The sequence below is a fragment of the Nonomuraea sp. NPDC050536 genome (assembly GCF_044457685.1).
Taxonomy (GTDB): Bacteria; Actinomycetota; Actinomycetes; order Streptosporangiales; family Streptosporangiaceae; genus Nonomuraea.
This window is the reverse complement of record NZ_JBITHD010000013.1, coordinates 37,347-58,707: the sequence shown is the minus strand read 5'-3', so window position 1 is coordinate 58,707 and position 21,361 is coordinate 37,347. Positions and strand designations below refer to the sequence as shown.

Below are 21,361 nucleotides of genomic sequence, written 5' to 3'. Positions count from 1 at the left end.
CGCCGCACGCTCGGACGTAGGGTGGTCGCGTGGACGACCGGGCCGAGCTGAGCGAGTTCCTGAAATCACGCCGTGCGCGTCTGCGCCCGCAGGACGTCGGGCTCCGCGACTACGGCGGAGTGCGCCGGGTCGCGGGCCTGAGGCGTGAGGAGCTGGCCCGGCTCGCGGGTGTGAGCATCGCCCACTACACGCGACTGGAACAGGGCAAGGGCGACAGCGTCTCGGACGAGATCTTGGACGCCGTCGGCTCGGCGCTGCGCCTGGACACCGACGAACTGACTTACCTGCGCCGGATCGCACGGCACCCCCTGCCGTGCGCGGGGGCCGAAACCTCGCCGGAGGTGCCTGCGAGCTTGCGCTACCTGCTGGAGTCCTTCGTGATGACGCCGGCGCTGGTGGTCGGCCGGCACACCCAGATCATCGGCTGGAACCAGCTCGCCGTGGCGGTGTTCGGCGACCTCCCCGCGCTGCCGGAGGACCGCCGCACGCTCTCGCACCTGCTGTTCACCGAGCCCTACCTGCGCGAGCTGCTCCGCACCGGCTGGGAGCGGGCGGCCCGCGAGCAGGTGGCGCATCTGCGCGTGCTGCTCGGGCGGTATCGCGGGGACTCCGGACTCGCCGCGCACGTCGACGGCCTGCGGGAGCTGAGCGCGGACTTCGCGCGGATGTGGGCGGAGCACCCGGTCGCGCAGGTCCGGTCCCGAGCGTACGTGCTGCACCACCCCGTCGTGGGCGAACTGACCCTGCACGGCGAGCTCGTCACGCTGCCCGATGAGCCGTCGTGCTGCGGGCTGGACCTGTTCGCCGCCGAGCCGGGCTCGGCATCTGAGCAGGCACTGCGGAAACTCGGGAGCCTGGGCTCAGGGTATGAGGGAGACCTCGGGGAAACGTGAGTCAGGCGCCTCGAACAGGCGGGTGTGCTTCTTGCTCAGGTGCAGGTCGAAGAAGGCCGCGAGGTACGCGCGCTGAGCCGACACGGACCGTCCGGGGTCGATCGTGCCGACGAAGTCGGCGACCGGCACCTTCGGCGAGGTCACCGCGATCTGCGGCAGCAGCGCCTGCAAGTCGGTGAACGAGCCATGAGCCGCGCCCTTGAAACGCAGCTCCCGCTTCCAGCCGGTCGAGGCCTCCCAGAAGGACTTCCAGCTGGGCTCGCTCGCCCGGGTGTGTGTTTCGGCTGCCAGCTGCAGGAACGGCTTGGCCACGCCGGTCTTGGCGACCGGGCCGACGTAGCCGCCGTCGAGGTTGACGCCCGCGTCCACGCGCCGGTCGTCGTGGACGAGCTGCGCCGCCACCGACCCGCCCAGGGACTGGCCGAGCGCTCCCACCCGGGACAGGTCGGGGGCGCCGCGCAGCCCGGCGGGCAGCTGTGTGTCCTTCTCGCCGAGACCGCGGCCGCGCCCCAGGGCGGTGATCTGGTCCAGGACGAACCGCATGTCCGCCAGTCGCGCCTGAGAATGCCGGGCGAGCAGCCTGGCGATGACGGGCGGGGTCAGCTTCGTCGGCAGGGGCAGAGCGCGGACGAGCCGCCCGCCGGGGAACTCCACCTGGTCGGCCTCGTAAGTGTGGTCCACGGTGACGACCAGGTAGCCGCGCGCGGCCAGGTCCTGTACCAGGGCCGTGCCGAGGGTGCGCGGCCCGCCGTCCCCCGAGCCGAAGAGCACGACCGGCAGCTTGCCCGCGCGGCGGTCGACCGGCGCGCCGACGCGGGCGTGGGTCGGGGTGGCGGCCCAGTCCACCGTGCCCTTCGCGATGCCCATGGGCGGCGCGGAGTGACGATCCCAGTCGGCCGCGGCCAGCGGCGCCATGTGCGGGGCGACGGGCAGCGACTGGCCGGGCTGCTTGGCCGGGTACCACAGGCTGACCATCAGCTCCCGGTAGGGCTTCGACTTCACCAGCGGGTCGGGGCGCGTACGGTCCACCAGGCGCACGGCGAAAGTGCCGACGGCGTACGGCCCGCCCGGCGCGGGCAGGCTCACCGTGACACGACGCCCGCCGGCTTCCTGATGAGCCACGGCGGCGCTGGGCATCAGGGACGCTGCCAGCGCCACCGCGGCCAGGCCGGTGACGTTCGTGATGAAGGACATGCAAAACCTCCTCAGGCTGGATACGTGACGAGGCTGACAGCGGCCCACGAACCCGGGCTAGCGGCATACGACTGATCCGCGTGTGCGACTTCTGGATGATGTGCCCGGATGTTCATCCTCGAGGAGGATGGGGCGCGAACCCGCAGGACAACTAGGGTGAGCGCCGTGAAGCGAGCCGACCGTCCGGTGGCCTGCCTCGCAGCGCTGACCCGGCGGTCGCTCCTGCCCGCCGACGCGCTGCTCGCGGCCGCGATCTTCCTGGCCACGCTCGGACCGGGCCAGGTCCTGGCACTCGGCGAGCCACGGATCTGGCTGCTCCAGACGGCTCTGGTGGCGCCCGTGGCGTGGCGGCGGCGTGCCCCGCTGACGGTCTTCTGCGCGATCGCCGCCGCGGCCGCGGTCCAGTGGGCCGCCGACGTGCAGCTTCCCGCTGACGCCACCCTGTTGGTCGCCCTCTACACCGTGGCTGCGCACTCCCCGTGGCGGCGGACGCTGGTGGCCGCACTCTCGCTGGAAGCCGGGGTACTGCTGGCCGCGGCGCGGTGGGCGCCGCCGGGTCAGTTCCCGTTCACGGCGGCGGCGCTGACCGCGATGTCCGCCGCCGCCCTCACCATGGGCCTGTGGATGCGGGTACGGCGGGCGTACATCACCTCCCTGGAACGCGACCGCGAGCAGCAGGCACGCCTTGCGGTCGCGGAGGAACGCGCCCGGATGACCCGCGACATGCACGACATCGTCACCCACAACCTGTCGGTCATGGTGGCCCTGGCCGACAGCGCCGCCTACGTGCGGCACCACGCCCCGGAACAGGCGGCCGCCGCCATGGAGCAGATCGCCGACACCGGGCGGCAGGCCCTGGAGGACATGCGCCGCTCACTCAGCGCGGGCGACCCCAGCCAACCGGGCGAGCAGGCGGGGGCGCCGCTCCACCCGGCGCCCGGGATCGCCCAGCTCGGCCCGCTCGCCGACCGGATGCGCGCGGCCGGGCTGCCGATCCGCCTGCAGGTGGCCGGTGACCCCGAGGCGATCCCCGCTGCCGCCCAGCTCACCATCTACCGGCTGGCCCAGGAGGCACTGACGAACACGCTCAGGCACGCGCCCGGCGCGACGGCCGAGGTCCGGGTCCGCCTGACGCCGCAGCGCGCCGACGTGGAGGTCACCGACGACGGCCACCCAGGACGGGGTCTGGCGGGGATGCGCGAGCGCGTCGCCGCCTACGACGGAACCCTGCACGCCGGTCCGGTGAGCGGCGGCGGCTGGCGGGTGGCGGCGAGCCTGGACCTGGCGGCCAAGGGCGCGGTGTGATGATCCGGCTGCTGGTCGCCGACGACGAGTCGTTGCTGCGCATGGCCTTTCGCATGGTGTTCGAGGCCGAGCCGGACATGGAGGTGACCGGTGAGGCGGGCGACGGCGAACAGGCCGCCCGGATGGCCCGGCAACTGCGCCCCGACGTGGTGCTGATGGACGTGCGCATGCCCGGCCTCGACGGGATCGAGGCCACCCGCCGGATCGTCAGGGACTGCCCGCGCTCACGCGTGCTCATCCTGACCACCTTCGACCTGGACGAGTACGCCTTCGCCGGGCTGAAGGCCGGAGCCGCGGGCTTCCTGCCGAAGAACACCCGGCCAGCAGAGTTGCTGAACGCGATCCGCAACGTGGCGGCCGGCGAGGCCGCGCTGTCCCCGCGGGTCACCCGGCGCCTGCTGGAGAAGTTCGCCCCCCAGCTCACGCCCGGCGCGCCCGAGGCCGCCGAACGGCTGGCACAGTTGAGCTCCCGCGAGCACGAGGTGCTGATGCAGGTGGCGCGCGGCCTGTCCAACGCCGAGGTCGCCACGGCGCTGCACCTGGCAGAAGCCACCGTGAAGACGCACCTCAGCCGCGTCCTGCTGAAGCTCGGGCTGCGGGACCGCGCACAGGTCGTGGTCTTCGCCTACGAGAGCGGCCTCATCCCCCCGTCGGCTTGAGGACAGGATGTGTCCGCTTCTTCGGCTACATTGCGTGTCATGCCGAAGACGTCCGCGCGACTGCTGGCACTGCTCTCCCTGCTCCAGACGCGCCGGGACTGGCCGGGGCAGGTGCTGGCCGAACGGTTGGAAGTCAGCCCGCGCACCGTGCGCCGCGATGTCGACCGCCTGCGAGAGCTCGGCTACCCGATCATGACCACGAAAGGCCCGGACGGGGGCTACCGGCTCGGTGCCGGCGCGGAACTGCCGCCGCTGCTGTTCGACGACGACCAGGCCGTCGCCCTCGCCGTCGCGCTCCAGACCGCCGCCGCCACCGGCGCGGGCATCGAGGAAGCCGCGGCACGCGCGCTGAGCACCGTTCGGCAGGTCATGCCGGTACGGCTGCGCCACCGCGTCGACGCCCTCCAGGTCACCGCCGTCGAACGCCCGGGGACCCGCCCGAACCCGCAGGCCGACCCGCAGGTTCTCGTGGCCATCAGCACGGCCGTCCGCGCCCGCGAGGTACTGCGCTTCGACTACACCCCCGCATCCCCACAGGGAGCCGACCCCGCCGGGCCCCCGCCGCGCCGGGTGCAGCCACACCACCTCATCACCTGGGGCGGGCGCTGGTACCTCGTCGCCTGGGACCTCGACCGCGACGACTGGCGCACCTTCCGCGTCGACCGGATGACCCCCCGCACTCCCACGGGACCCCGCTTCACCCCGCGCGAACTGCCCGGGGGAGACGTGGCCGGCTTCGTCGCCGACAGGTTCCAAGGCTCCGACGGCCCCAGGGACTGGCCCTGCCGTGGCGAGGTGGTCCTCGACCTCCCCGCCCACGTCGTGTCCGCCTACACCCGCGACGGAGTCGTCGAAGAACTCGGCCCGGACCGCTGCCGTCTCGTCCTGGGCGCGTGGTCGTGGCCCGCGCTGGCCGCCACCATCGGCAGATTCGACGCCGACATCCAGGTCATCGGGCCGGCCGAACTCAAAGCCGCCTTTGCCTACCTGGCCCGCCGCTACGCCGACGCCGCGACCGACGTCGTGGCGCTCAGCGGGGAGCCGCGGTGATCTGTATGCGGTGGTTGTCATGGTCGCACAGGAACGCCGCCAGTGCCCGGCCCTGATCGGCCACGGCCGTGCGGTCGGCGCGGGAGAAGCGGCGCAGCGGGGTGATGACCACGGTGTCCGCCTGGAAGGTCCAGGTCGCGGCGACCCGGCCGTCGAGGAGGACGACGCGTTCGCCGGCGACCGACAGGCCGCGGTGGGCGTCATCGATGATGCGGGTGCGGTCGTGGTAGCCGAGGATCGCGTTGTCGAAGGCCGGCAGGAAGCGGACCGGGGCGGGGATATCGGGGTCGGGGCGGGGAGCGTCGGGGAGGTCGAGGAGTTCGCGGCCGCGTTCGTCCGCGAAGGTGATCAGCTCGTCGCGGATCGCGGCGACCGCGGCTGGGAGCCCGGCGAGGCCTGACCAGGCGCGTAGGTCGGCTGTGGCCGCGGGGCCGTAGGCGGCCAGGTAGCGGCGTACCAGCTCCTGACCGACCGGGTCGGAGCCGTCCAGGGCGGGCGGGTGGATCTCGCGGCCCAGCCAGGAGGAGAGCGGGACGTTGCGCACGCCCGCCCTGGTGCGCCACAGCCCGCGGGGCGGCAGCTGCACCATCGGGATGAGGGCGGCGACCAGCATCTCGCCCAGCGCCCGTGGGCCCGGCGCCGGCCAGCGGCCGGCGAGCGCCCGCGCGAGTTCGCCCATCGAGCGAGGCTCGCCGTCGGACATCACCGCCAGGCCCGCCGCCGCGAGCTCGTCGAGGTCGACCCCGTCGAGCTCGCGGCGGTATGTGCCGAGGACCCGCTGGCGCAGCATGGCGTCGTGGCGGGCGCGCCAGGCCAGGACGTCGTCGGCGGTCAGCAGGTGGACGGTGCGGCGCATGAGGTGGGTCCGCACGACGCTTCGGCCGGTCAGCAACTTCGACAGGTCCGTCGGGTCGAAGGCGCGCAGGCGCGACCAGAGCCCGACGAACGGCTCCTGCGGCTCCTGGGCCTGCATACCGCACAGGTGCCCGACGGCGTCAAGGACCGGCATGTCGGCGTGGTCGAGCAGCAGCTGGCGGGCGAGCGTCGCGCGGTTGAGCGCCCGGGCGTCCAGGACGGTCATCAGATCACGCCGCGATGACGTCCATGACCCAGGTGACGCCGAAGCGGTCCCGCAGCATGCCGTACAAGGGCGCCCACTGCGCAGGTCCCAGCGGCTGCAGGACGGTCGCGCCGTCGGAGAGCTTCTCCCAGTACGCGGTGACCTCCTCGGCCGCCTCACCGCGGACCGAAACGAAGAACGCGTTCTCTCCCTCGTTGTACGGCATGCGCGACGGCACGTCGTAGGCCATCACGCGGAAACCGCCGGTAGCGGCCACCTGGCCCCACATCACCTGGTCGGCCTCGGACCGATCCTGGACGTTTCCGGCGTCCTTGTAGGTGACCATGACCACGTCCCCGCCGAACACGGACTGGTAGAACGTGAGTGCCGCACGGGCCTCACCTCGGAAGTTCAGGTGGGTCACGGCGTTGACGGACATAACTGCTCCTAGTTACTCGGTTCACCTGGTCTGGGCGGCCTTGCGGCGCTTGGTCACGCCACCGATGACGATCACGAGGAGCGCCCGGCCCTGCCCGGTGAACACAGTCGCAGCAGAAGCGGCCAGGTAGTGGCCGCTTCTCCGGGCAATACCTTGGCTGGCCCGGAACAGCCGGATTCCTCAACCGTGGCCGGGCGCGGTTTCGGCGACGAATGTGGTCCGCATGAGTGTGGCCAGGTGGTCCGCGTATCTGTCGATGGACCAGCCGCAGTCGATCGTCAGGTTGTCCATGAGGTCGTTGGACATCAGCGCCCAGAGCATGTCGGTGGCGCCGGCGACGGTCCATGAGTCCGCCAGCGAACCCTCGCGGTGGAGCGCCTCGATGAGCCGGTGGCAGAGCCGGCGTTGGTCGCGGGCGACCACGTCCCAGTGCGCGGCGAGGTCGGGATCGCTACGCCGTTGCTGTTGGATCGCTGTCGCGACCGCGCGCACCCGGGGACGGATCCGGCCGAGGTGGGCCGCGAACTCCTGCAGCGCGGTGACGGGGTCCGGCGCGTCCAGCACCGGGCGAAGGGAATCGGTCAGCCCCTCGGCCTCGTACACGTGGTCATAGAGAGCCACCAGGAGGTCGGCCCTGGTCGCGAAGTGGAGGTAAACCGAACGCCTCGAGACCCCGGCCAGCTCGGCCGCGGCGCCCATCGTCATGGCCGCCGGACCGTGCTCCTCCAGCAGCGTCCGGGCCGCGGAGAGCAGGGCGGCGCGGGTGCGCCGGCTGCGTGCGTTGGTCGGGACAGCGATCGGCCCTGTCACTGGTGCCCTCCGTCGTTGTGTCACCCCGGTTCAAGAAGAAACTACACGGCATGTATAGTTCAGCCAAAAGTACACACCCCGTGTAGTTGACTCCTTGGAGCGAGCAGGCATGACGACCACCACCACACTCAGGGAGCTGACCGGCGACTACGTCCTCGACACCGCCCGCACGAGGATCGGCTTCGTCGCCCGGCACGCGATGGCCACCAGGGTGCGCGGGCAGTTCGACGCGTTCCAGGGCAGCGCGTATCTGGACGGCCAGGCTCCGTCGAGGTCCAGCGTCGAGCTCACGATCCAGGCCGACAGCATCCAGACCCGCAACCAGCAGCGCGACGGTCAGCTGCGCGACAAGTTCCTGGACGTCGACAACCACCCGGCCATCACGTTCACCTCCACCAAGGTGGAGCAGGTCGACAGGACCACCTTCAAGGTCACCGGTGAGCTGACCATCCGCGGCGTGACCAGGCCGGTCACCGTGGACCTCGCGCTGACCGCCGTCGACGACGATTCGCGGGGCGGATTCCGGGTCGGCTTCAAGAGCAGCCTCACGATCAGCCGCAAGGACTGGGGCGTGAACTGGAACGCCGCGACCGGCGTCATGGTCAGCGACAAGGTGGTGCTGGAGTTCGACCTCGCCGCGATCCGGCGGCCCTGACCGACCGACGGCGACCGTCCCGGATATGCACCATCGGGCTCATCCGGGACGGTCTACGGCACCTCCCGATCGCGATTCCTGAGGAGCATGCCGTACCTATTCGTGCAGCTCAGCGGGACTCTTGATAGAACGGTTATACTTTTGCCCCATGACCCCGCAAGACCTCGCCAACCTCGCGCACCTGCGGCGAGCGCGGGATTTGATGGACCGGGAGTACGCGCGTCCGCTCGACGTGCCGACGATGGCCATGCACGCGCTCATGTCGCCGGCGCACTTCTCGAGGCAGTTCCGGGCGGCCTACGGCGAGACGCCGTACAGCTATCTCATGACCCGCCGCATCGAGCGGGCGATGGCGCTGCTGCGTGCGGGAATGAGCGTGACTGACGCGTGCATGACGGTCGGCTGTACCTCGCTCGGCTCGTTCAGCTCGCGATTCACCGAGCTCATGGGGGAGACGCCGAGCGCCTACCGCGCCCGGGAGCACGACGCCGTGACGGCGATGCCCCCGTGCGTGGCGAAGGTGCGGACGCGGCCGACCAGGACCCGGGAAGCGTCACCTGAGCCCGCTGCCTAACATTGGCCGTATGACCATCGCACTGCAGTACGTGCACGTCACCGTCAACGACGTGGACGAGGCGCTCACCTTCTACCGCGACGGGCTCGGCCTCGAGGTGCGCAACGACGTCGGGTCCGGAGGTTTCCGCTGGATCACCCTCGGCAGCCAGAGCCAGGCGGGCCTCGACATCGTGCTCTCCGAACCGCACGCCGGCCGATCCAAGGCCGATGGCGACGCCCTCCAGGAACTGCTCACCAAGGGCGTCCTGCCGATGATCGTCTTCCGCACCGACGATCTCGACGAGACCTTCGAAAGGGTGCGGGTATCCGGCGCCGAGGTGCTGCAGGAGCCCCTCGACCAGCCCTGGGGTCCGCGCGACTGCGCGTTCCGCGACCCCTCGGGCAACATGGTGCGGATCTCGCAGGAGCCGAAGGCCTAGCAACAAGCGAACGTACGGCCGTACGCGCTGCGACAACCACCGGCTTCGATGTGACACCTCGGGACCTTGCCGGGGCGTCGACCGCAGGTCACCAGGCAACGGGGCCTAGACGATCGATGAAGGTTCCGGTCGGCCCGTCGGCGTCGAGCATCGCGAGTTCGACGATCGAGTCGGTGCCCTCGGTGACGGTCAGCTGACCGGTGTGATTGTTCATGTCGGTGGCGGCGAATGTGCGGTTGGCGACTTCTCCGGGAGTGGCGATGTTGAATTTGATGTTCGGGAGCGCCTGGGCGTACCGGACGGTGATCATGTTCAGCGCCGCTTGACACGCACGACATCGAAATCGACCTGAAGGACGAATTCGATCTGGCCGTCGCCTCACCTACAGACCCCCACACCATGAGGCCGTACAGGATTCGGGTGGACATCAGGCAAGACGACGGAGAAACAGCCCCCGACTGGACTTCCATCACAGTCTGGGGTCGCCGCGTACGCAAGGACAACACCTTAGGTCGCGACGAGCACCTCACCACCTACCGTCACGACGGTCGGACGCTCCCTGATTTGCTGCGCGGATTCGCCAAGGACTGCCGCGAGATGGCTCGCGCGCCGACTAACTTTAAGGTTTGTTTCCTATATCGCCGGGGTGTCGATGACGGTCATAGCCATCGCATGCACGGGAGTACCCGACGACCGCATGGCCGGAAAACAGATCGTCGCCCTCTGGGAGTCAAACGCCGGTCTCGTGCCAGGCGGCTACAGAAGCTTCGAGCCGCCCGAGCTCATCGTGTACGGCGACGGCCGCGCGATCTATTGAAATCTCTGGTACAGCAGCCGCCATTCGTTGGCTGAGCTGGGTATATGCGGTGGCCAGGCGAGCACGGCGGTGGAACCAGCGGGCGCGTGCTTGGTGGCGGCGGCGCCAGGCCGACCAGTGGGCGACGTGCTCTAACGACAGTGTGTTGGTGGCGGTGGTATTGAACAGGCGCTTGATCTCGGCGATTGCTTGTCGCGCAGATGGCCAGGGCGGCCATGACGAGTACGGTGTGGCGCAGGAGCGCTCATAGAGGCGGACCTGGGCTTGGTCTAGGCCGAACAGGTCCTTGCTGAACTCGGAGCTCTCCTCGACCGGCCAGCGCAGCCCGGCGGCGGCGATCAGGCGCGGCAGGGTGACGGGCTGGCCGGTGGGGACGTAGCAGTAGTGGAAGGCCAGCTCACCGGTCGTGCGGCGCTTGCGGACGAGCAGGTAGTGGGTGGGGCTGGCGGTGGCGATCCAGGCCCAGGCGTAGGTGCGTTCGCCCTTGGAGCCGTCGCCGGCTGAGCGGATGGTCCACTTGCTTTTCTGCTGCAGGTGCTTGGCCACCGCTTGCTCGCAGGTCAGGCAGGTGCCGTCGCAGAAGGCATCACGCAGCAGGTCGACGGCCAGTTCGCCTTTGGTGGCGAAGGTCGGCTCCAGCGGCAGGCCGGTGGTGATCGTCTTGATCGGGTCGCTGATCTGCTCGGCGGGGATCCACTGCCGCGCACCGACCACTCGACATCATCCGCACCACAAAGGGGAGCTCCCGCCGACTCGCCACGTCCGTTGCAGCAGGTCGGGGGCCTTCGGGTCTAGCCGGATTACTACCGGGAGCCAACCGCATCCTCATTCTTGACCGCCGCATCGAACAGTGCGGCGGCCGCCGCGCGGGCGGTCGTCGCGGCGGAGGGGTCGCGGTCCATGCGTGCCGAGACTCCTGCGCCGTCGTACAGCAGGTGGAGCTGCCTCGCGAGGCCTTCGCTGTCGGCGACGCCGGCTTCTCGTGCCAGATCCGTGAACAGCGTTCTCACCCACAGCCGGTATCGGTCCGCGGCGCCCTCGACGGAGCTGCCGTGTGCTGCCTCCGCGCTGGCCGTCATGTGGGCGCAGCCGTTGAAGTCGGGTTCGGTGAACAGCTGGCCTTGCGCGTCGAAAACCCCCAGCAGACGCTCGCGTGGCGTCCGGAACCGGGTCAGGGCGCGCTCAACCAGCTCACGGGTGTCGGCGTGGCGGGCGTCCAGGTAGGCCTGCACCAGCTCGTCTTTGCTGCCGAACACGTTGTAGAGGGACGCCTTGGCGACGCCGGCCTTCTTCACGATGCGGTCGATGCCGACGGTCTGCACGCCTTCGCGGTAGAACAGGTCATCGGCGGCGGCCAGCAGACGTTCGCGCACCGATGGATTCGAGGCGTTGACCTTGCGGCGCATGGGGGTTTCCTTCTTTCAGACTGGTGGTACAGCCTACTGCTCCATTCGGGGGCCTATACGACTCCTACCGGGTACAACAACACTAGACAGACCGGTCTTCTAGGTCAACGCGTTGAGGCGGTCGCCGCGTTCCGGTGACCGCCTCCGCTGTGCGGGCCTGGCATGTCTGGTCGTGGTGCTCCTGGCTCTCGAGGAACAGTTTCGTGTGGGCCACGAACCGCTCCGGGTACTGGAAGTGGGCCCCGTGGTTGGCGTCCGGGTAGATGATCAGCGTCCTCGGCTGGGATCGCGGGGTCGTGGTCTAGTTGGTCGTCATGCCGCCGTCGACGTTGAGGATGTGGCCCGTGATGAACGAGGCCTCATCCGATGCGATGAACATGATCGCGTCGGCCAGCTCCTCTGACAGGCCGAGGCGGCCCAGCGGGACCTGCGTCACCAGGGCCGCCTTGTTCTCCGGCGTGCCGGTGAAACGAGTCAGCATGCCGGTATCCGTGGGGCCGGGGAGCTACACCGTTCACGCGCATTCCCGACTTGGCGACCTCCAGCGCCACCGACTTGGTGATGCCTTCGACGTCGTGCTTGCTGCCGACGTAGATGGAGGCGCCGGCCACGCCCTCGTGCCCGTAGGTGGAGGAGATGTTGATGATGCTGCCGCTGCCCTGTTACCGCATGACGCGCACTTGGTGCTTCATACTGAGGACGACGCCGAGGACATTCGTTTCGAACGTCACGGCGTAGGCCAGCGCGGTCTGGTCGGTGATCAGGCTGGGCCGACCTTCGGTGTCGGCGTTGTTCACCGCGACATCGAGACGGCCGAACCGTGTGACAGTCCCGTCGACCATGGCGCGAACGTCGCCCTCCTTGCGGACGTCCGCGTTGATGAACTCTGCCTCTGAGCCGAAGGTGCGCAGTTCCTTGACCAGTGCGTTGCCGGCCTCATCGCGCCGTTCGGCGACGACCACGTTCGCGCCCTTCTTGGCGAAGGCGACTGCGGCGGCACGGCCGATGCCGGTGAGTGCTCCGGTGATCAAACTACGGGCTTGTCCATCTCTCGGCTCCTCATAGATGCGGTGCGGGTCAGACGGCGGTGCGTCCGCCGTCGACCGGGATGACGGCGCCGGTGATGTAGCCGGCGGCCGGCGAGGCCAGGAATGCGATGACGTCCCCGATTTCTTCTGCCTCCGCTGCGCGGGACAGGAGCGTGGTCTTTCCCAGGGCCGTGAGACTTTCCCTCGACGAGCCGCCGGTGTAGACCGGTCCGGGGGCGATGGTGTTGACCCGAACGCCTCGCGGGCTGTACTCGGCGGCCCAGGAGCGGGTCAGCGAGGTGAGCGCGGCCTTGGTGGCGCTGTAGGCAGCGCCACCCGCCAGACCGATCTGCCCGGCCATGCTGCCCAGGTTGATGACGACGCCCCTACCCCGCTCGGCCATCTGCGGCGCGATGGCGGCCGTGAGGTAGTACGCCGAGCGGACATTGGCGTCGAACAGCTTGTCGTAGATGTCGGGGCCAAGATCGGCGGTGGGCCCGAACCAGGAGAACCCGGCGTTGTTGACCAGGACGTCAACGTCCCCGGCCGCGGCCGCCAGCTGCTCGATGGCTCGGACGTCGGTGAGGTCGGCGGCAAGGAACTCGGCACTGCCACCGGCGCTCTCGATCTCCTTGACCACCAGGGCTCCGCGCTCGGCGTCACGGCCGTGCACCAGGACCTTGTATCCGTCCCGGGCGAGCTTCAGCGCCGCGGCCCTGCCGATACCGGACGTCGCGCCTGTCACCAGGGCGGTGCGGATCTCGGTCATGATCATTTCCTTTCGAATGATTAGACCGGTCTGTCTTGTTTCACCTTCAGGCAACCAGGCCGGACCGGTCTCGTCAAACCATGACTTAGCAAAGGGTGACATTTGAGCTGCTATTTGACACACAGGGAAGGCGGCGTCTATGGTCCCGAAATAATTAGACAGACTGGTCTGCTCAATGGGTCGCGATAAGGGAACGCACATGAGCAGCACCTTCTTCGGTGCCTCGTTTGACGCCACCGACGCTGCACGCACAGCACGGTTCTGGGCTGCGGTCCTGGACCGCGAGGTCGCCGAAGGGGCTGATGAGCACGATGCCGTCGTGAAGGCCGGCGATCCGAGCGGCGGGCCACGGTTGGCCTTCCACTAAGACGAGATACCCCGCTCGGCTGTGACACCGTGTGCGCGGCCTTGCCAAGCACGGACTCGGCGGGGAGCTGCGCTAGCCTTCGGGCGCCAGGGTTTCAAGGACGGGCTGGGATGACGCGAGAAAAGGAATTCGAGGAACTGCGACCGCTGTTGTTCTCGATCTCCTACCGGATCTTGGGCAGCGTGACCGAGGCCGAGGACGCCGTCCAGGAGACCTGGCTGCGCTACGCGACGACCTCGACGCAACCGCGATCCACCAGGACCTTCCTCTCGACGACGATCACCAGGATCTCGATCGACGTGCTGCGCTCTGCCCGGGTTCGCCGGGAGGAGTACGTCGGACCGTGGTTCCCCGAACCGCTGCTCACCGACCCCTACCAGGATCCGGAACGCTCCGCGGAACTGGCCGACTCGATGTCGATGGCGGCACTCCTGCTGCTGGAGCGACTCAGCCCGCTCGAACGCGCCGTCTTCGTGCTCCGGGAGGTGTTCGGTTCGCGTTCGAGGAGGTCGCCTCGGCAGTGGGCCGCACGGAGGCGGCCTGCCGCCAGCTCGCCTCGCGGGCACGCCGCCACATGCAGGATGGTCAGCCCCGGTTCGAGACCGACCGAAGCAAGCGCGAGGAACTCGCCGGGCGATTCTTCGACGCGTTCAGGAAAGGTGACGTCGACGGGCTGCGCGAGCTCCTCGCCGCCGACGCTCAGCTGGTCAATGACGGCGGCGGCAAGGTCGGGGGGAGACACCCCGTCTACGGTGTCCAGAAGGTCGCCCGGGTGCTGGCCGCCGCCGTGCCACCGTTCACCCGGATCGGCGCCGTGTTGAAGGCACAAGAGGTGAACGGCCAGCCGGGCGCCATCCTCCGCGACCGCGATGGCAGGATCATCAACACCTGGACGCTCGACATCCTCGACGGACGCATCCAGACCATCCGCTCGGTGATCAACCCCGACAAGCTCGGGCACCTGGGCCCCGTCGCGGATGTCCGCGCGGTCATCCGCGAAAAGAACCAGGCTCGCCGCCAGCCGCCAGCCCCGCTGTCAGATGCCCACTAGGCTTCGGCCCGCTTCTCCAGCAGGCTGCCACGCGGCAGGGTGATGGCCATGATGTTGCTGGGGATGTCCAGCTCGATGCGGTGCCATCGCCCGCGCGGGACGATGGCGGCGGTGCCGGCCACCAGCCTGATCTCTTCCTCCTCATGTCCCGGCAGCTCCGGACGGAGGTAGAGGCGGATCTTCCCGATGAGGCAGGACACGACCTCCTCGGCCTCGGGGTGGACTTCCCAGTGGCCGGCGTGGACATCGGCGTCGGTCTTCGCATGGAAGGCCCTCAGCCGCCAGCCGTCCTGGTCGGAGTCCGTTGTCTCTTTCTCGACGTGAATCTTGCCGCCCCGGTGAAGGTGGACAGAGGAGGCGAAGAGATCGATCGGGGTAACAGTCATGCCGAGACATCCTTCCTGCAGTGATCTTTCACCTGGCGGGTTGCGGCATGGGGGTGAAGTCCGACGTTCACCACCGACAGATCCAACGACACCAGGAACTGCACGACGGCCACCGCGGCGAGGGTGAGCCCCGGCCGAGCTTGTCGCCTTGTCAACGCAACTCAGTCCTGTGAGCCGGCGTTGTCGCACAGCGCTCGCTGCTTGAAGGTCGACAGCGCGTCGTCGATGGGGTGGGGCTGCGGCTTACCCGAAGAGTCCGGCTTGTTCCATCGCACGAGGTTCATCGCGACGGACATCTGCCGCTTGCCGTCGGCGCGGGTCAGAGACATCGTCGCGGCGCCCCAGACCGTGCCGTCGTGGCCCCAGAAGGTGCCGCAACCGGGGATCTTGACCTCGAGCAGACCGAGGCCATAGTCGATCTTCTCCCCGGATTGGGCGTAGACCGGGACCGTACGCTGCATCTGGGTCAGCGATGACCGCTTGACGATCTTGCCGGCCAGGAGCCTGCCGTAGAAGCGGTTGAGATCCTCCATGGTCGACACCAGAGCGGCTCCTGTCCTCACCCAGGACATGTCGTAGACGCTGTAGTCGCGCGGCGGGTCGATCAAGCCGTAGAACGCCTCGTACATCCGTGGGTGCGGCCCCTTGATACGCGGGCCGGTCGGAAACTCGGTGTGCTTGAGCCCGGCGCGCTTGATGACATTCCGGGTGATGTACTCCTCGGCCGTGTTCCCGGTCACCCGCTCCAGGAGCTCGCCGAGGATCAAGTAATTGGTGTTGGAGTACACCCCCGGCGAGCCTCCGGGCTTGCCGACGGCGGGCGCCGTGAGTCCCATCTTGATCAGCTCAGATCGGCCGAAATGCCTGAACCGGTTGTCGTCCAGGCTCTTGGGCGACATATCCGGCAGAGAAGGGTACTTCTCGAGGGAGGGGAACGCGGTGAAGAGGTATTCGGCGATGCCGCTGGTGTGGTTGAGCAGCATCCGCACCGTGATCTCCTTGCCGCGTTCGCCCGGCACCAGTCGCGGCAGATAGCGGCCAATCGGCGCGTCTAGCTGGATCCGTCCCTTCTCGACCTGCTGCAAGATCGCGGCGGCGGTGAAGGTCTTGGTGATGCTCCCGACGCGCTGCCGCATGTCGGGCCGGATGAGCCGGCCAGTCTTGACATCGGCGACCCCGGAAGCGCCGCGCCACACCTGGCCGGCATCGCGCACCTCGGCGAATACACCCGGCATCCCCGCCTGGTGGACACCGTCCAGGGCGGACTTCAGCTCCGCAGGATCGGTCAACGAGCTCGTACGGCCGGCCAGCACGATCCCTGTCGTCTTGGGCGCGGGAACCGCCGTCACCATGCCCGCACCGACACCCAACACGGCCGCGCTTGCACATGTCACCAGTCGGACCTTCAAGACATCCGTCCTCTCATGATCAATGACACCAATGGGGACTCTCCCCGTGCTCCGCTTGCCCTCGTCGCGTGAGCGGCTCGAACCCGCCCGAATGCGCCCCCGTGGATGCACTGACTGGGTTCTCCTGACCGGCAATTGTTGTCAGGCGACCGTTCAGGGGCGTCGTACAGGCGGAGTCATCTGCCGGGAGCATCGACCGATCGGAATACGACGCCGGGAGTAGTCTCGCGGCGTCACCGCGGACCCCATCGGGTGCGCGAGTACATGGACACCGCCAGGCGACATCGTCAATTACTCGTCAATCGGCGATCACTATGATCGCGCGCATGAAGATTCGTCACCCCCTGATCGCCGGCGCGCTCGTCGCGGTCGCCGTCTCCGGCACCTGCCTCACGGCCAGCGCCACCACCACGGCCGCCGACGCCAACAGCCGCTACGTCTGCCAGGCCTACGTCAGCATGGCCAAGGCGCAGAAGACCTACCGCGGCACGGAGGGCGACATCGCCACCCCGTACTACCGCCGCCGTGCGCAGTTCGAGGCGCTGCAGACGGTCGCCTCCGAGAACTCGGCGATGGCCAAGCTCCTGAACGAGGCCTACCAGGTGACCGCCAAGGGCCTCAAGGCAGCAGAGAAGGGCGATTACAGCAAGCTCAAGCCCTACGAGACGAATCTGGCCACCATCGACAAGAAGATCAGGTCCTACTGCGCCTGATCCCAGGAATCCTCCTGTGGCATTTCCACAACACAGGCAGCTTTCCTGGGCGGGTCCGAGCGCGATCTTGGCGTACACCTGCAGCGAGGTACGGCTGGCGCGGCCGGAACAGGGCTGGATGATCAGCTCGTCTTCATTCAGGGTGCGGTCGTGTCGGTTGCGAGCCACGTCGACGCGTGGTCCGCGACGATGCGGGCGAGCTCGTCGGGAGCATCACGAGCTACCAGGTGACCCGCGGCAGGCACCCGGGAGACCGTGACCGCGGGGTTGGCTGCGCGCAAGCGCTCCGCCTCGGAGTCGGTGAGCGGTGACCTCGGCCCGCCGCGAACGAGCAGGATCGGCAGCTCGATCTTCGTGGCTGTCTCCAGAAGCTCGGGACCGCGTTCGAGGATGTCCTCGACGAGCTCGGCCTGGTTGTGGAGGAGGCCGCGGTCATCGAGCCAGGCGCGAACCCGATCGGGATCGGGGTCGGGTACGACGTCGACGAGGACCAGTCCGGCAACATGTCGTGCCGCGCGCGGGTCGGCGAGGGACGCGATGGCGGCCAGTCCGCCGAGAGAAGCGCCGACCACGACGACCGGTGCCGGCTCACGGCAGATCATCGCGGTCACGTCCTCCGCGATCGCCCGCAGTGTCGTTGCCCGTCCCGAGCTGTCGCCGTGACCGCGCAGGTCGAAGGCCACGGTCCGGAATCCGCGCGGAGTGAGCGCCGCGGCGACCGGCGTCCACACGCCGCGTCGTTCGCCGCCGGCGTGGAGCAGGAGGACGGTCGGACCGGTGCCGCTGGCCGTACCTCGCAGCGTTGTGCCTGTTCGGGCGAGGGTGACGTCGGTCATCGCCGGTCGAAGCCCAGCTCGTGCCGAGGTCCACCGCCAGGGACGGCACCGAATCGTCCCGCAACCTCGTTCAGGTCAACCATGGGTACCTCCATGCTCCCTCTACCTTGAGCTGTCAAGGTAAGATACGACCCACTGCCTTGGCCGGTCAAGGTAAGCTCGAAGGTCATGACGACACGTCGAACACGAAGGCCGCCCGAGGAGGCTCGCCGCCTGATCCTCGACGCCGCAGCGGCGCTGCTCGCCGACGGAGGCGTTGCAGCGGTCCAGGTCCGTGCCGTCGCCACCCGGGTCGGCATGACCGACGCCGGCGTGACGCACCACTTCCAGAGCCGCGACAACCTGCTGCGCGAACTGCTTCGACACGGTGGACGCCAACTGAGAGCGGCCGTGCAGGACGTTCTCTCGTCGTGGCTCGAGCAGGGCGCCGACCTTCTGGAGCTCGTCGAGTCACTCGCAGGTCTGTACCGGCAGGGGTACGGCGAGCTGGCGATCGCGCTGCATGCCGCGGGCTGGCGAGAGCATGGCAGCGGGATGCTGAACCCGGTCGTCGACGCCCTCCACAAGCTCCGGCCACCCGGGGCTTCGATCGAGGACACCCAGCTCGCGGTCGCGGCCCTCCACCAAGCGATGGCGACAGAGCCTCTCTACGGCAGTGCCTTCCGCCGCAGCGCCGGCCTCACCGGCGTCGCAGCAAGCGACCCGACCGCTCAACTGCGCTGGTGGACCCGCCAACTCCAACTCGCACTCGACCTCGAACCGTCCCCACTGCGGCACGACCGATGACTGCCCTTAGCCCCATGCGTCAAGTGCCAGCTGGTGGCGGCGCGACCTCGGACGCCACCTCTACGGCGAGCTCGATGGCTCTGGCGGCAAGCGGTGAGTGGGTACGGCCGGCCCGCCAGTGCAGGTAGATCTCCCGAGGCGGCAGAGACGGCCGTAGCTCATGGACGCGGAGCCTGCCGTCGGAGGGGACGTCGGCACCTCGGATGGCGAGCCAAGGCAGCACCGCGGAGCCCAGGCCGGCCCGCACCATCGACAACAGCGTGTCGTTGACCGCGGTGCGGAACACGAACTGCGGACGGGCGCCGCTGCGGGCGAGGGCCTGCTCCATCCGCGGCTGGTCGCAGGTCAGCGGCCAGGCCACCATCGGTGCGCCGTCGAGCCGCTCCAGCGGGACCGGTCCGGCGGGGAAGGCGCCCGCTCCGGCCACCAGCAGGTACGGATCGTCGAGCAGCTTGAGATACTCAACATCGCCGTCGACGCGGCCGTCGTAGAACAGCAGGTCAAGGTCACCGATCCGCGGCTGGTCCGGCTCCTCCTCGGACAGCCTGATGTCGCAGCCAGGGTGCTCATCCCGCAACCGCCGTACGACCGACGGCAGGATCACGTTGGACACGCTCTGAAACGTGCCGATGTCGATCCGGCCGTCTCCCGCCTTGAACCTGTCCACGGCGTCGGCCAGCGCCTCCGCCTTCGCCAGCAGTCCGCGACCGTGGTCGAGGACCACGGAGCCGAGTGGCGTGAGCCGTACGCGCTTGGGACCGCCCGGCCGGTCGAACACCAGCCCGCCGACAGCCCGCTCCAACGCCGCGACCTGCTGGCTCACCGTCGACTGGGTGTATCCGAGCCGGGCGGCCGCCCCGCCGAACGAGCCCTCCTCGACGATGGCGGCCATCGCCGCCAGGTGGCGCAGCTCGATGTCGGTCACGAGCGCCAGCCTAGCCATGTCCATCGCCACCAGCGATCGTATTGATCTGAAATCATCGCTTTTCACAATGGAGTCGCGAGCCTAGATTCCCAGACATGAACGCTCATCACTCCCACGGCGAGCAACTCCTGTCGATCAACGGCGCCGAGCTGTGTGTCGAGACCTTCGGAGACCCCACGACCCCGGCGATCATGCTGGTGGCCGGTGCGGCCGCTTCGATGCTGTGGTGGGACGCCGACCTGGTCGAACGGATCGCCACCCGTGGCCGGTTCGTGGTCCGCTACGACCATCGCGACACCGGTCGGTCAACCTGCTACCCGCCGGGACAGCCGGGGTACTCCTTCACCGACCTGGCCCTGGACGTACTCGGCATCCAGGACGCCTTGGGCATCGAGCGCGCGCACGTGGTCAGCCAGTCGATGTTCGGCGGGATCGGACTCCTCCTCGGCGTGGACCATCCCCACCGGGTCGCATCGCTGACATTCGTGTCGAGCTCGACAGGCGCCGACACCCTGCCGCCGCCGTCGAGCGACCTGGCCATACCGGCAGAGCCGGACCTTTCCGACGCGACCGCGGTCGTCGCATACGTCGTCGCCGGCGCGAGGGCCTACGCCGGAGGGTCGCCGTACTTCGACGAGGCCGCGAGCCGGGCGTTGATCGAACATGACGTGGCGCGCGCCAGGAACTACGCATCGACGCTGGCCAACCACTACGCCATCGCGCCCGATCGGCCGGCCCGCGGCGGCTACGGCGACATCACGGCGCCGACGCTCGTCGTCCACGGCGACCACGACCCGGTCCTGCCACTGCCGCACGGCAAGGCGCTGCGCGACGCCATCCCCGGTGCGGAACTGCTGGTCCTGCAAGGGGCAGGACACGACCTGCCGGAGCCGACGTGGGATGACCTCGTGCCGGCCCTGGTCCGGCATACCGAAGAAGGCCGCTCATGAACCGGCTACGGTCGGCGCTCTGGCTGCCGCTCTTCGACGACCTCGCCGACCCGCGGGTGATCGCGCGCCTGGCCGCCGACGCGGAGGAAGCCGGATGGGACGGCTGCTTCGTGTGGGATCAGCTGGACTGGCGGGCGCCGGTCCAACAGGTCGCCGACCCGTGGATCGCGCTGGCGGCGATCGCGACCACGACCGAGCGGCTGCGACTCGGCCCGATGGTGTCGCCGCTCCCTCGTCGACGGCCGGCCAAGGTCGCGCGGGAGACCGCGACGCTGGATCGGCTCAGCGACGGCCGCCTCACCCTCGGCGTCGGCATCGGAAGCGACGCGTTCGGTGGCGAGCTGTCCAAGACCGGCGAGCAGCTCGACGACCGGCGGCGCGGGCGGATGCTCGACGAGTCCTTGGCGATCCTGAACGCCGCCTGGTCCGGCGAGCCGGTGCGCCATCGCGGCGAGCACTACACCGTCGACGGCATCGCGTTCCTGCCGCGGCCGGTTCAGCGGCCCGGCGTGCCGGTGTGGGCCGCCGGATTCCCGGGCAACCGCAAGCCGCTACGCCGGGCCGCCCGGCTCGATGGCTTCTTCCCGGCCAACCTCGAGCACCCGGACCAGCTCGCCGAGGTCGTCGCCACCCTCACCGAACTGCGCCATGGCGAGATGGCCTCCTACGACATCGCCGTCGGTCTGCCGCTCGGCGTCGATCCCGAGCCGTACGCGGAGGCGGGCGCGACGTGGTGGCTGCCGGAATTCGAACCGGGCGTGCGGCTCGACGTCGTGCGTGCCGTACTCCGCGACGGTCCGGCGGCGTGAGGAGGCGGGCGCCAACGTCGTCCTCTCTAAGACGGGGTGTCGGCAACGG

Annotated in this window: 25 protein-coding genes and 3 pseudogenes; 14 read left to right on the top strand and 14 right to left on the bottom strand. The window is 69.1% G+C overall.

All coding sequences use genetic code 11. The features are described 5' to 3' along the window. Positions 1-29 precede the first annotated feature (29 nt). On the top strand, positions 30-893 hold the full coding sequence (locus tag ACIBHX_RS31925) for a helix-turn-helix domain-containing protein (RefSeq protein ID WP_397071059.1): 864 nt from the start codon (positions 30-32) through the stop codon (positions 891-893). On the opposite strand, the gene ACIBHX_RS31920 is transcribed toward ACIBHX_RS31925, so the two are convergent. Beyond that, entirely contained in the window at positions 861-2,087 is a 1,227-nt protein-coding gene (locus ACIBHX_RS31920) for an alpha/beta hydrolase family protein (RefSeq protein ID WP_397071058.1), read from the bottom strand. The two genes, ACIBHX_RS31925 and ACIBHX_RS31920, sit on opposite strands and share 33 nt — an antisense overlap. Before the next feature lie 165 nt (positions 2,088-2,252). Between ACIBHX_RS31920 and ACIBHX_RS31915 the strand changes: the two genes are divergently transcribed. From ACIBHX_RS31915 to ACIBHX_RS31905, 3 genes are read left to right on the top strand one after another with little or no spacing between them, the layout of a single operon-like run. After that, the gene (locus ACIBHX_RS31915) at positions 2,253-3,392 is read left to right on the top strand and encodes a sensor histidine kinase (RefSeq protein ID WP_397071056.1); all 1,140 of its coding nucleotides are present in this window, start codon (positions 2,253-2,255) and stop codon (positions 3,390-3,392) included. Next, on the top strand, positions 3,392-4,051 hold the full coding sequence (locus ACIBHX_RS31910; RefSeq protein WP_397071055.1) for a response regulator: 660 nt from the start codon (positions 3,392-3,394) through the stop codon (positions 4,049-4,051). The genes ACIBHX_RS31915 and ACIBHX_RS31910 overlap by 1 nt, the downstream gene beginning before the upstream one ends. A gap of 39 nt (positions 4,052-4,090) precedes the next feature. Beyond that, complete coding sequence (locus ACIBHX_RS31905) at positions 4,091-5,101, top strand: helix-turn-helix transcriptional regulator (protein ID WP_397071054.1); 1,011 nt, start codon at positions 4,091-4,093, stop codon at positions 5,099-5,101. On the opposite strand, the gene ACIBHX_RS31900 is transcribed toward ACIBHX_RS31905, so the two are convergent. The 3 genes from ACIBHX_RS31900 to ACIBHX_RS31890 form a co-directional block, all read right to left on the bottom strand. Continuing rightward, positions 5,082-6,182, bottom strand: a complete 1,101-nt coding sequence (locus ACIBHX_RS31900; RefSeq protein ID WP_397071052.1) for a winged helix DNA-binding domain-containing protein — start codon at positions 6,180-6,182, stop codon at positions 5,082-5,084. The genes ACIBHX_RS31905 and ACIBHX_RS31900 overlap by 20 nt on opposite strands. Positions 6,183-6,186: 4 nt before the next feature. Next, positions 6,187-6,600, bottom strand: coding sequence for a VOC family protein (locus ACIBHX_RS31895; RefSeq protein ID WP_397071051.1), 414 nt, complete (start codon positions 6,598-6,600; stop codon positions 6,187-6,189). A gap of 180 nt (positions 6,601-6,780) precedes the next feature. Continuing rightward, a complete protein-coding gene (locus ACIBHX_RS31890) occupies positions 6,781-7,410 on the bottom strand; it encodes a TetR/AcrR family transcriptional regulator (protein WP_397071050.1) in 630 nt (209 codons plus the stop codon). Between the two features lie 109 nt (positions 7,411-7,519). Here ACIBHX_RS31890 and ACIBHX_RS31885 point away from each other — a divergent pair, with 109 nt between their 5' ends. The 3 genes from ACIBHX_RS31885 (at position 7,520) to ACIBHX_RS31875 (ending at position 9,060) form a co-directional block, all read left to right on the top strand. Next, on the top strand, positions 7,520-8,065 hold the full coding sequence (locus ACIBHX_RS31885; RefSeq protein ID WP_397071048.1) for a YceI family protein: 546 nt from the start codon (positions 7,520-7,522) through the stop codon (positions 8,063-8,065). Positions 8,066-8,213: 148 nt separating this feature from the next. Beyond that, the gene (locus tag ACIBHX_RS31880; protein ID WP_397071047.1) at positions 8,214-8,639 is read left to right on the top strand and encodes a helix-turn-helix transcriptional regulator; all 426 of its coding nucleotides are present in this window, start codon (positions 8,214-8,216) and stop codon (positions 8,637-8,639) included. A 10-nt stretch (positions 8,640-8,649) separates the two neighbouring features. Continuing rightward, complete coding sequence (locus ACIBHX_RS31875; RefSeq protein WP_397071046.1) at positions 8,650-9,060, top strand: VOC family protein; 411 nt, start codon at positions 8,650-8,652, stop codon at positions 9,058-9,060. A gap of 88 nt (positions 9,061-9,148) precedes the next feature. Here the strand turns inward: ACIBHX_RS31875 and ACIBHX_RS31870 are convergent, their stop codons facing one another. From ACIBHX_RS31870 to ACIBHX_RS31845, 6 genes and pseudogenes are all read right to left on the bottom strand, one after another. Beyond that, the gene (locus tag ACIBHX_RS31870) at positions 9,149-9,370 is read right to left on the bottom strand and encodes a hypothetical protein (protein ID WP_397071045.1); all 222 of its coding nucleotides are present in this window, start codon (positions 9,368-9,370) and stop codon (positions 9,149-9,151) included. 420 nt (positions 9,371-9,790) lie between these two features. Continuing rightward, positions 9,791-10,591, bottom strand: coding sequence for a hypothetical protein (locus ACIBHX_RS31865; RefSeq protein ID WP_397071044.1), 801 nt, complete (start codon positions 10,589-10,591; stop codon positions 9,791-9,793). Between the two features lie 89 nt (positions 10,592-10,680). Continuing rightward, positions 10,681-11,283: a TetR/AcrR family transcriptional regulator gene (locus ACIBHX_RS31860; protein ID WP_397071043.1), complete on the bottom strand. Its 603-nt coding sequence runs from the start codon at positions 11,281-11,283 to the stop codon at positions 10,681-10,683. Positions 11,284-11,584: 301 nt separating this feature from the next. After that, a pseudogene (locus ACIBHX_RS31855) lies at positions 11,585-11,773 on the bottom strand (SDR family oxidoreductase); the annotation flags it as partial. A 19-nt stretch (positions 11,774-11,792) separates the two neighbouring features. Continuing rightward, positions 11,793-12,314, bottom strand: a pseudogene (locus tag ACIBHX_RS31850) (SDR family NAD(P)-dependent oxidoreductase); the annotation flags it as partial. 46 nt (positions 12,315-12,360) lie between these two features. Continuing rightward, positions 12,361-13,080, bottom strand: coding sequence for an SDR family NAD(P)-dependent oxidoreductase (locus ACIBHX_RS31845; RefSeq protein ID WP_397071042.1), 720 nt, complete (start codon positions 13,078-13,080; stop codon positions 12,361-12,363). 199 nt (positions 13,081-13,279) lie between these two features. On the opposite strand from ACIBHX_RS31845, the gene ACIBHX_RS31840 reads away from it, so the two are divergent. The 3 genes and pseudogenes from ACIBHX_RS31840 (at position 13,280) to ACIBHX_RS31830 (ending at position 14,498) form a co-directional block, all read left to right on the top strand. Next, complete coding sequence (locus ACIBHX_RS31840; RefSeq protein ID WP_397071041.1) at positions 13,280-13,447, top strand: VOC family protein; 168 nt, start codon at positions 13,280-13,282, stop codon at positions 13,445-13,447. Between the two features lie 110 nt (positions 13,448-13,557). Continuing rightward, a pseudogene (locus tag ACIBHX_RS31835) lies at positions 13,558-13,704 on the top strand (sigma factor); the annotation flags it as partial. Positions 13,705-13,967: 263 nt separating this feature from the next. Next, entirely contained in the window at positions 13,968-14,498 is a 531-nt protein-coding gene (locus tag ACIBHX_RS31830; RefSeq protein ID WP_397071317.1) for a hypothetical protein, read from the top strand. Here the strand turns inward: ACIBHX_RS31830 and ACIBHX_RS31825 are convergent. Both ACIBHX_RS31825 and ACIBHX_RS31820 read right to left on the bottom strand, forming a co-directional pair. After that, entirely contained in the window at positions 14,495-14,884 is a 390-nt protein-coding gene (locus ACIBHX_RS31825; RefSeq protein ID WP_397071040.1) for a cupin, read from the bottom strand. The two genes, ACIBHX_RS31830 and ACIBHX_RS31825, sit on opposite strands and share 4 nt — an antisense overlap. A 161-nt stretch (positions 14,885-15,045) precedes the next feature. Beyond that, positions 15,046-16,236, bottom strand: a complete 1,191-nt coding sequence (locus ACIBHX_RS31820; protein ID WP_397071039.1) for a serine hydrolase domain-containing protein — start codon at positions 16,234-16,236, stop codon at positions 15,046-15,048. A 383-nt stretch (positions 16,237-16,619) separates the two neighbouring features. On the opposite strand from ACIBHX_RS31820, the gene ACIBHX_RS31815 reads away from it, so the two are divergent. Further along, positions 16,620-17,006, top strand: a complete 387-nt coding sequence (locus tag ACIBHX_RS31815; protein WP_397071038.1) for a hypothetical protein — start codon at positions 16,620-16,622, stop codon at positions 17,004-17,006. Positions 17,007-17,143: 137 nt separating this feature from the next. On the opposite strand, the gene ACIBHX_RS31810 is transcribed toward ACIBHX_RS31815, so the two are convergent. Next, positions 17,144-17,842 carry an alpha/beta fold hydrolase gene (locus ACIBHX_RS31810; RefSeq protein ID WP_397071037.1) on the bottom strand — a complete coding sequence of 233 codons (699 nt, stop codon included), beginning with the start codon at positions 17,840-17,842 and terminating at the stop codon, positions 17,144-17,146. Positions 17,843-18,010: 168 nt separating this feature from the next. Between ACIBHX_RS31810 and ACIBHX_RS31805 the strand changes: the two genes are divergently transcribed. After that, positions 18,011-18,628 carry a TetR family transcriptional regulator gene (locus ACIBHX_RS31805; RefSeq protein ID WP_397071036.1) on the top strand — a complete coding sequence of 206 codons (618 nt, stop codon included), beginning with the start codon at positions 18,011-18,013 and terminating at the stop codon, positions 18,626-18,628. 19 nt (positions 18,629-18,647) lie between these two features. Here the strand turns inward: ACIBHX_RS31805 and ACIBHX_RS31800 are convergent, their stop codons facing one another. Further along, complete coding sequence (locus tag ACIBHX_RS31800; RefSeq protein ID WP_397071035.1) at positions 18,648-19,553, bottom strand: LysR family transcriptional regulator; 906 nt, start codon at positions 19,551-19,553, stop codon at positions 18,648-18,650. 95 nt (positions 19,554-19,648) lie between these two features. Between ACIBHX_RS31800 and ACIBHX_RS31795 the strand changes: the two genes are divergently transcribed. Next, a complete protein-coding gene (locus tag ACIBHX_RS31795) occupies positions 19,649-20,503 on the top strand; it encodes an alpha/beta fold hydrolase (RefSeq protein WP_397071034.1) in 855 nt (284 codons plus the stop codon). Continuing rightward, a complete protein-coding gene (locus ACIBHX_RS31790) occupies positions 20,500-21,312 on the top strand; it encodes an LLM class flavin-dependent oxidoreductase (protein WP_397071033.1) in 813 nt (270 codons plus the stop codon). Before ACIBHX_RS31795 ends, ACIBHX_RS31790 begins: the two co-directional genes overlap by 4 nt. The last annotated feature ends 49 nt before the right edge of the window (positions 21,313-21,361 follow it).

Coding starts and splice junctions, on each gene's coding strand:
- ACIBHX_RS31815 (WP_397071038.1), top strand. CDS start 16,620: ATGAAGATTCGTCACCCCCTGATCGCCGGCGCGCTCGTCGCGGTCGCC.
- ACIBHX_RS31875 (WP_397071046.1), top strand. CDS start 8,650: ATGACCATCGCACTGCAGTACGTGCACGTCACCGTCAACGACGTGGAC.
- ACIBHX_RS31845 (WP_397071042.1), bottom strand. CDS start 13,080: ATGACCGAGATCCGCACCGCCCTGGTGACAGGCGCGACGTCCGGTATC.
- ACIBHX_RS31910 (WP_397071055.1), top strand. CDS start 3,392: ATGATCCGGCTGCTGGTCGCCGACGACGAGTCGTTGCTGCGCATGGCC.
- ACIBHX_RS31810 (WP_397071037.1), bottom strand. CDS start 17,842: ATGACCGACGTCACCCTCGCCCGAACAGGCACAACGCTGCGAGGTACG.
- ACIBHX_RS31860 (WP_397071043.1), bottom strand. CDS start 11,283: ATGCGCCGCAAGGTCAACGCCTCGAATCCATCGGTGCGCGAACGTCTG.
- ACIBHX_RS31795 (WP_397071034.1), top strand. CDS start 19,649: ATGAACGCTCATCACTCCCACGGCGAGCAACTCCTGTCGATCAACGGC.
- ACIBHX_RS31885 (WP_397071048.1), top strand. CDS start 7,520: ATGACGACCACCACCACACTCAGGGAGCTGACCGGCGACTACGTCCTC.
- ACIBHX_RS31805 (WP_397071036.1), top strand. CDS start 18,011: ATGACGACACGTCGAACACGAAGGCCGCCCGAGGAGGCTCGCCGCCTG.
- ACIBHX_RS31880 (WP_397071047.1), top strand. CDS start 8,214: ATGACCCCGCAAGACCTCGCCAACCTCGCGCACCTGCGGCGAGCGCGG.
- ACIBHX_RS31820 (WP_397071039.1), bottom strand. CDS start 16,236: ATGGTGACGGCGGTTCCCGCGCCCAAGACGACAGGGATCGTGCTGGCC.
- ACIBHX_RS31840 (WP_397071041.1), top strand. CDS start 13,280: ATGAGCAGCACCTTCTTCGGTGCCTCGTTTGACGCCACCGACGCTGCA.
- ACIBHX_RS31870 (WP_397071045.1), bottom strand. CDS start 9,370: ATGATCACCGTCCGGTACGCCCAGGCGCTCCCGAACATCAAATTCAAC.
- ACIBHX_RS31905 (WP_397071054.1), top strand. CDS start 4,091: ATGCCGAAGACGTCCGCGCGACTGCTGGCACTGCTCTCCCTGCTCCAG.
- ACIBHX_RS31825 (WP_397071040.1), bottom strand. CDS start 14,884: ATGACTGTTACCCCGATCGATCTCTTCGCCTCCTCTGTCCACCTTCAC.
- ACIBHX_RS31920 (WP_397071058.1), bottom strand. CDS start 2,087: ATGTCCTTCATCACGAACGTCACCGGCCTGGCCGCGGTGGCGCTGGCA.
- ACIBHX_RS31895 (WP_397071051.1), bottom strand. CDS start 6,600: ATGTCCGTCAACGCCGTGACCCACCTGAACTTCCGAGGTGAGGCCCGT.
- ACIBHX_RS31900 (WP_397071052.1), bottom strand. CDS start 6,182: ATGACCGTCCTGGACGCCCGGGCGCTCAACCGCGCGACGCTCGCCCGC.
- ACIBHX_RS31790 (WP_397071033.1), top strand. CDS start 20,500: ATGAACCGGCTACGGTCGGCGCTCTGGCTGCCGCTCTTCGACGACCTC.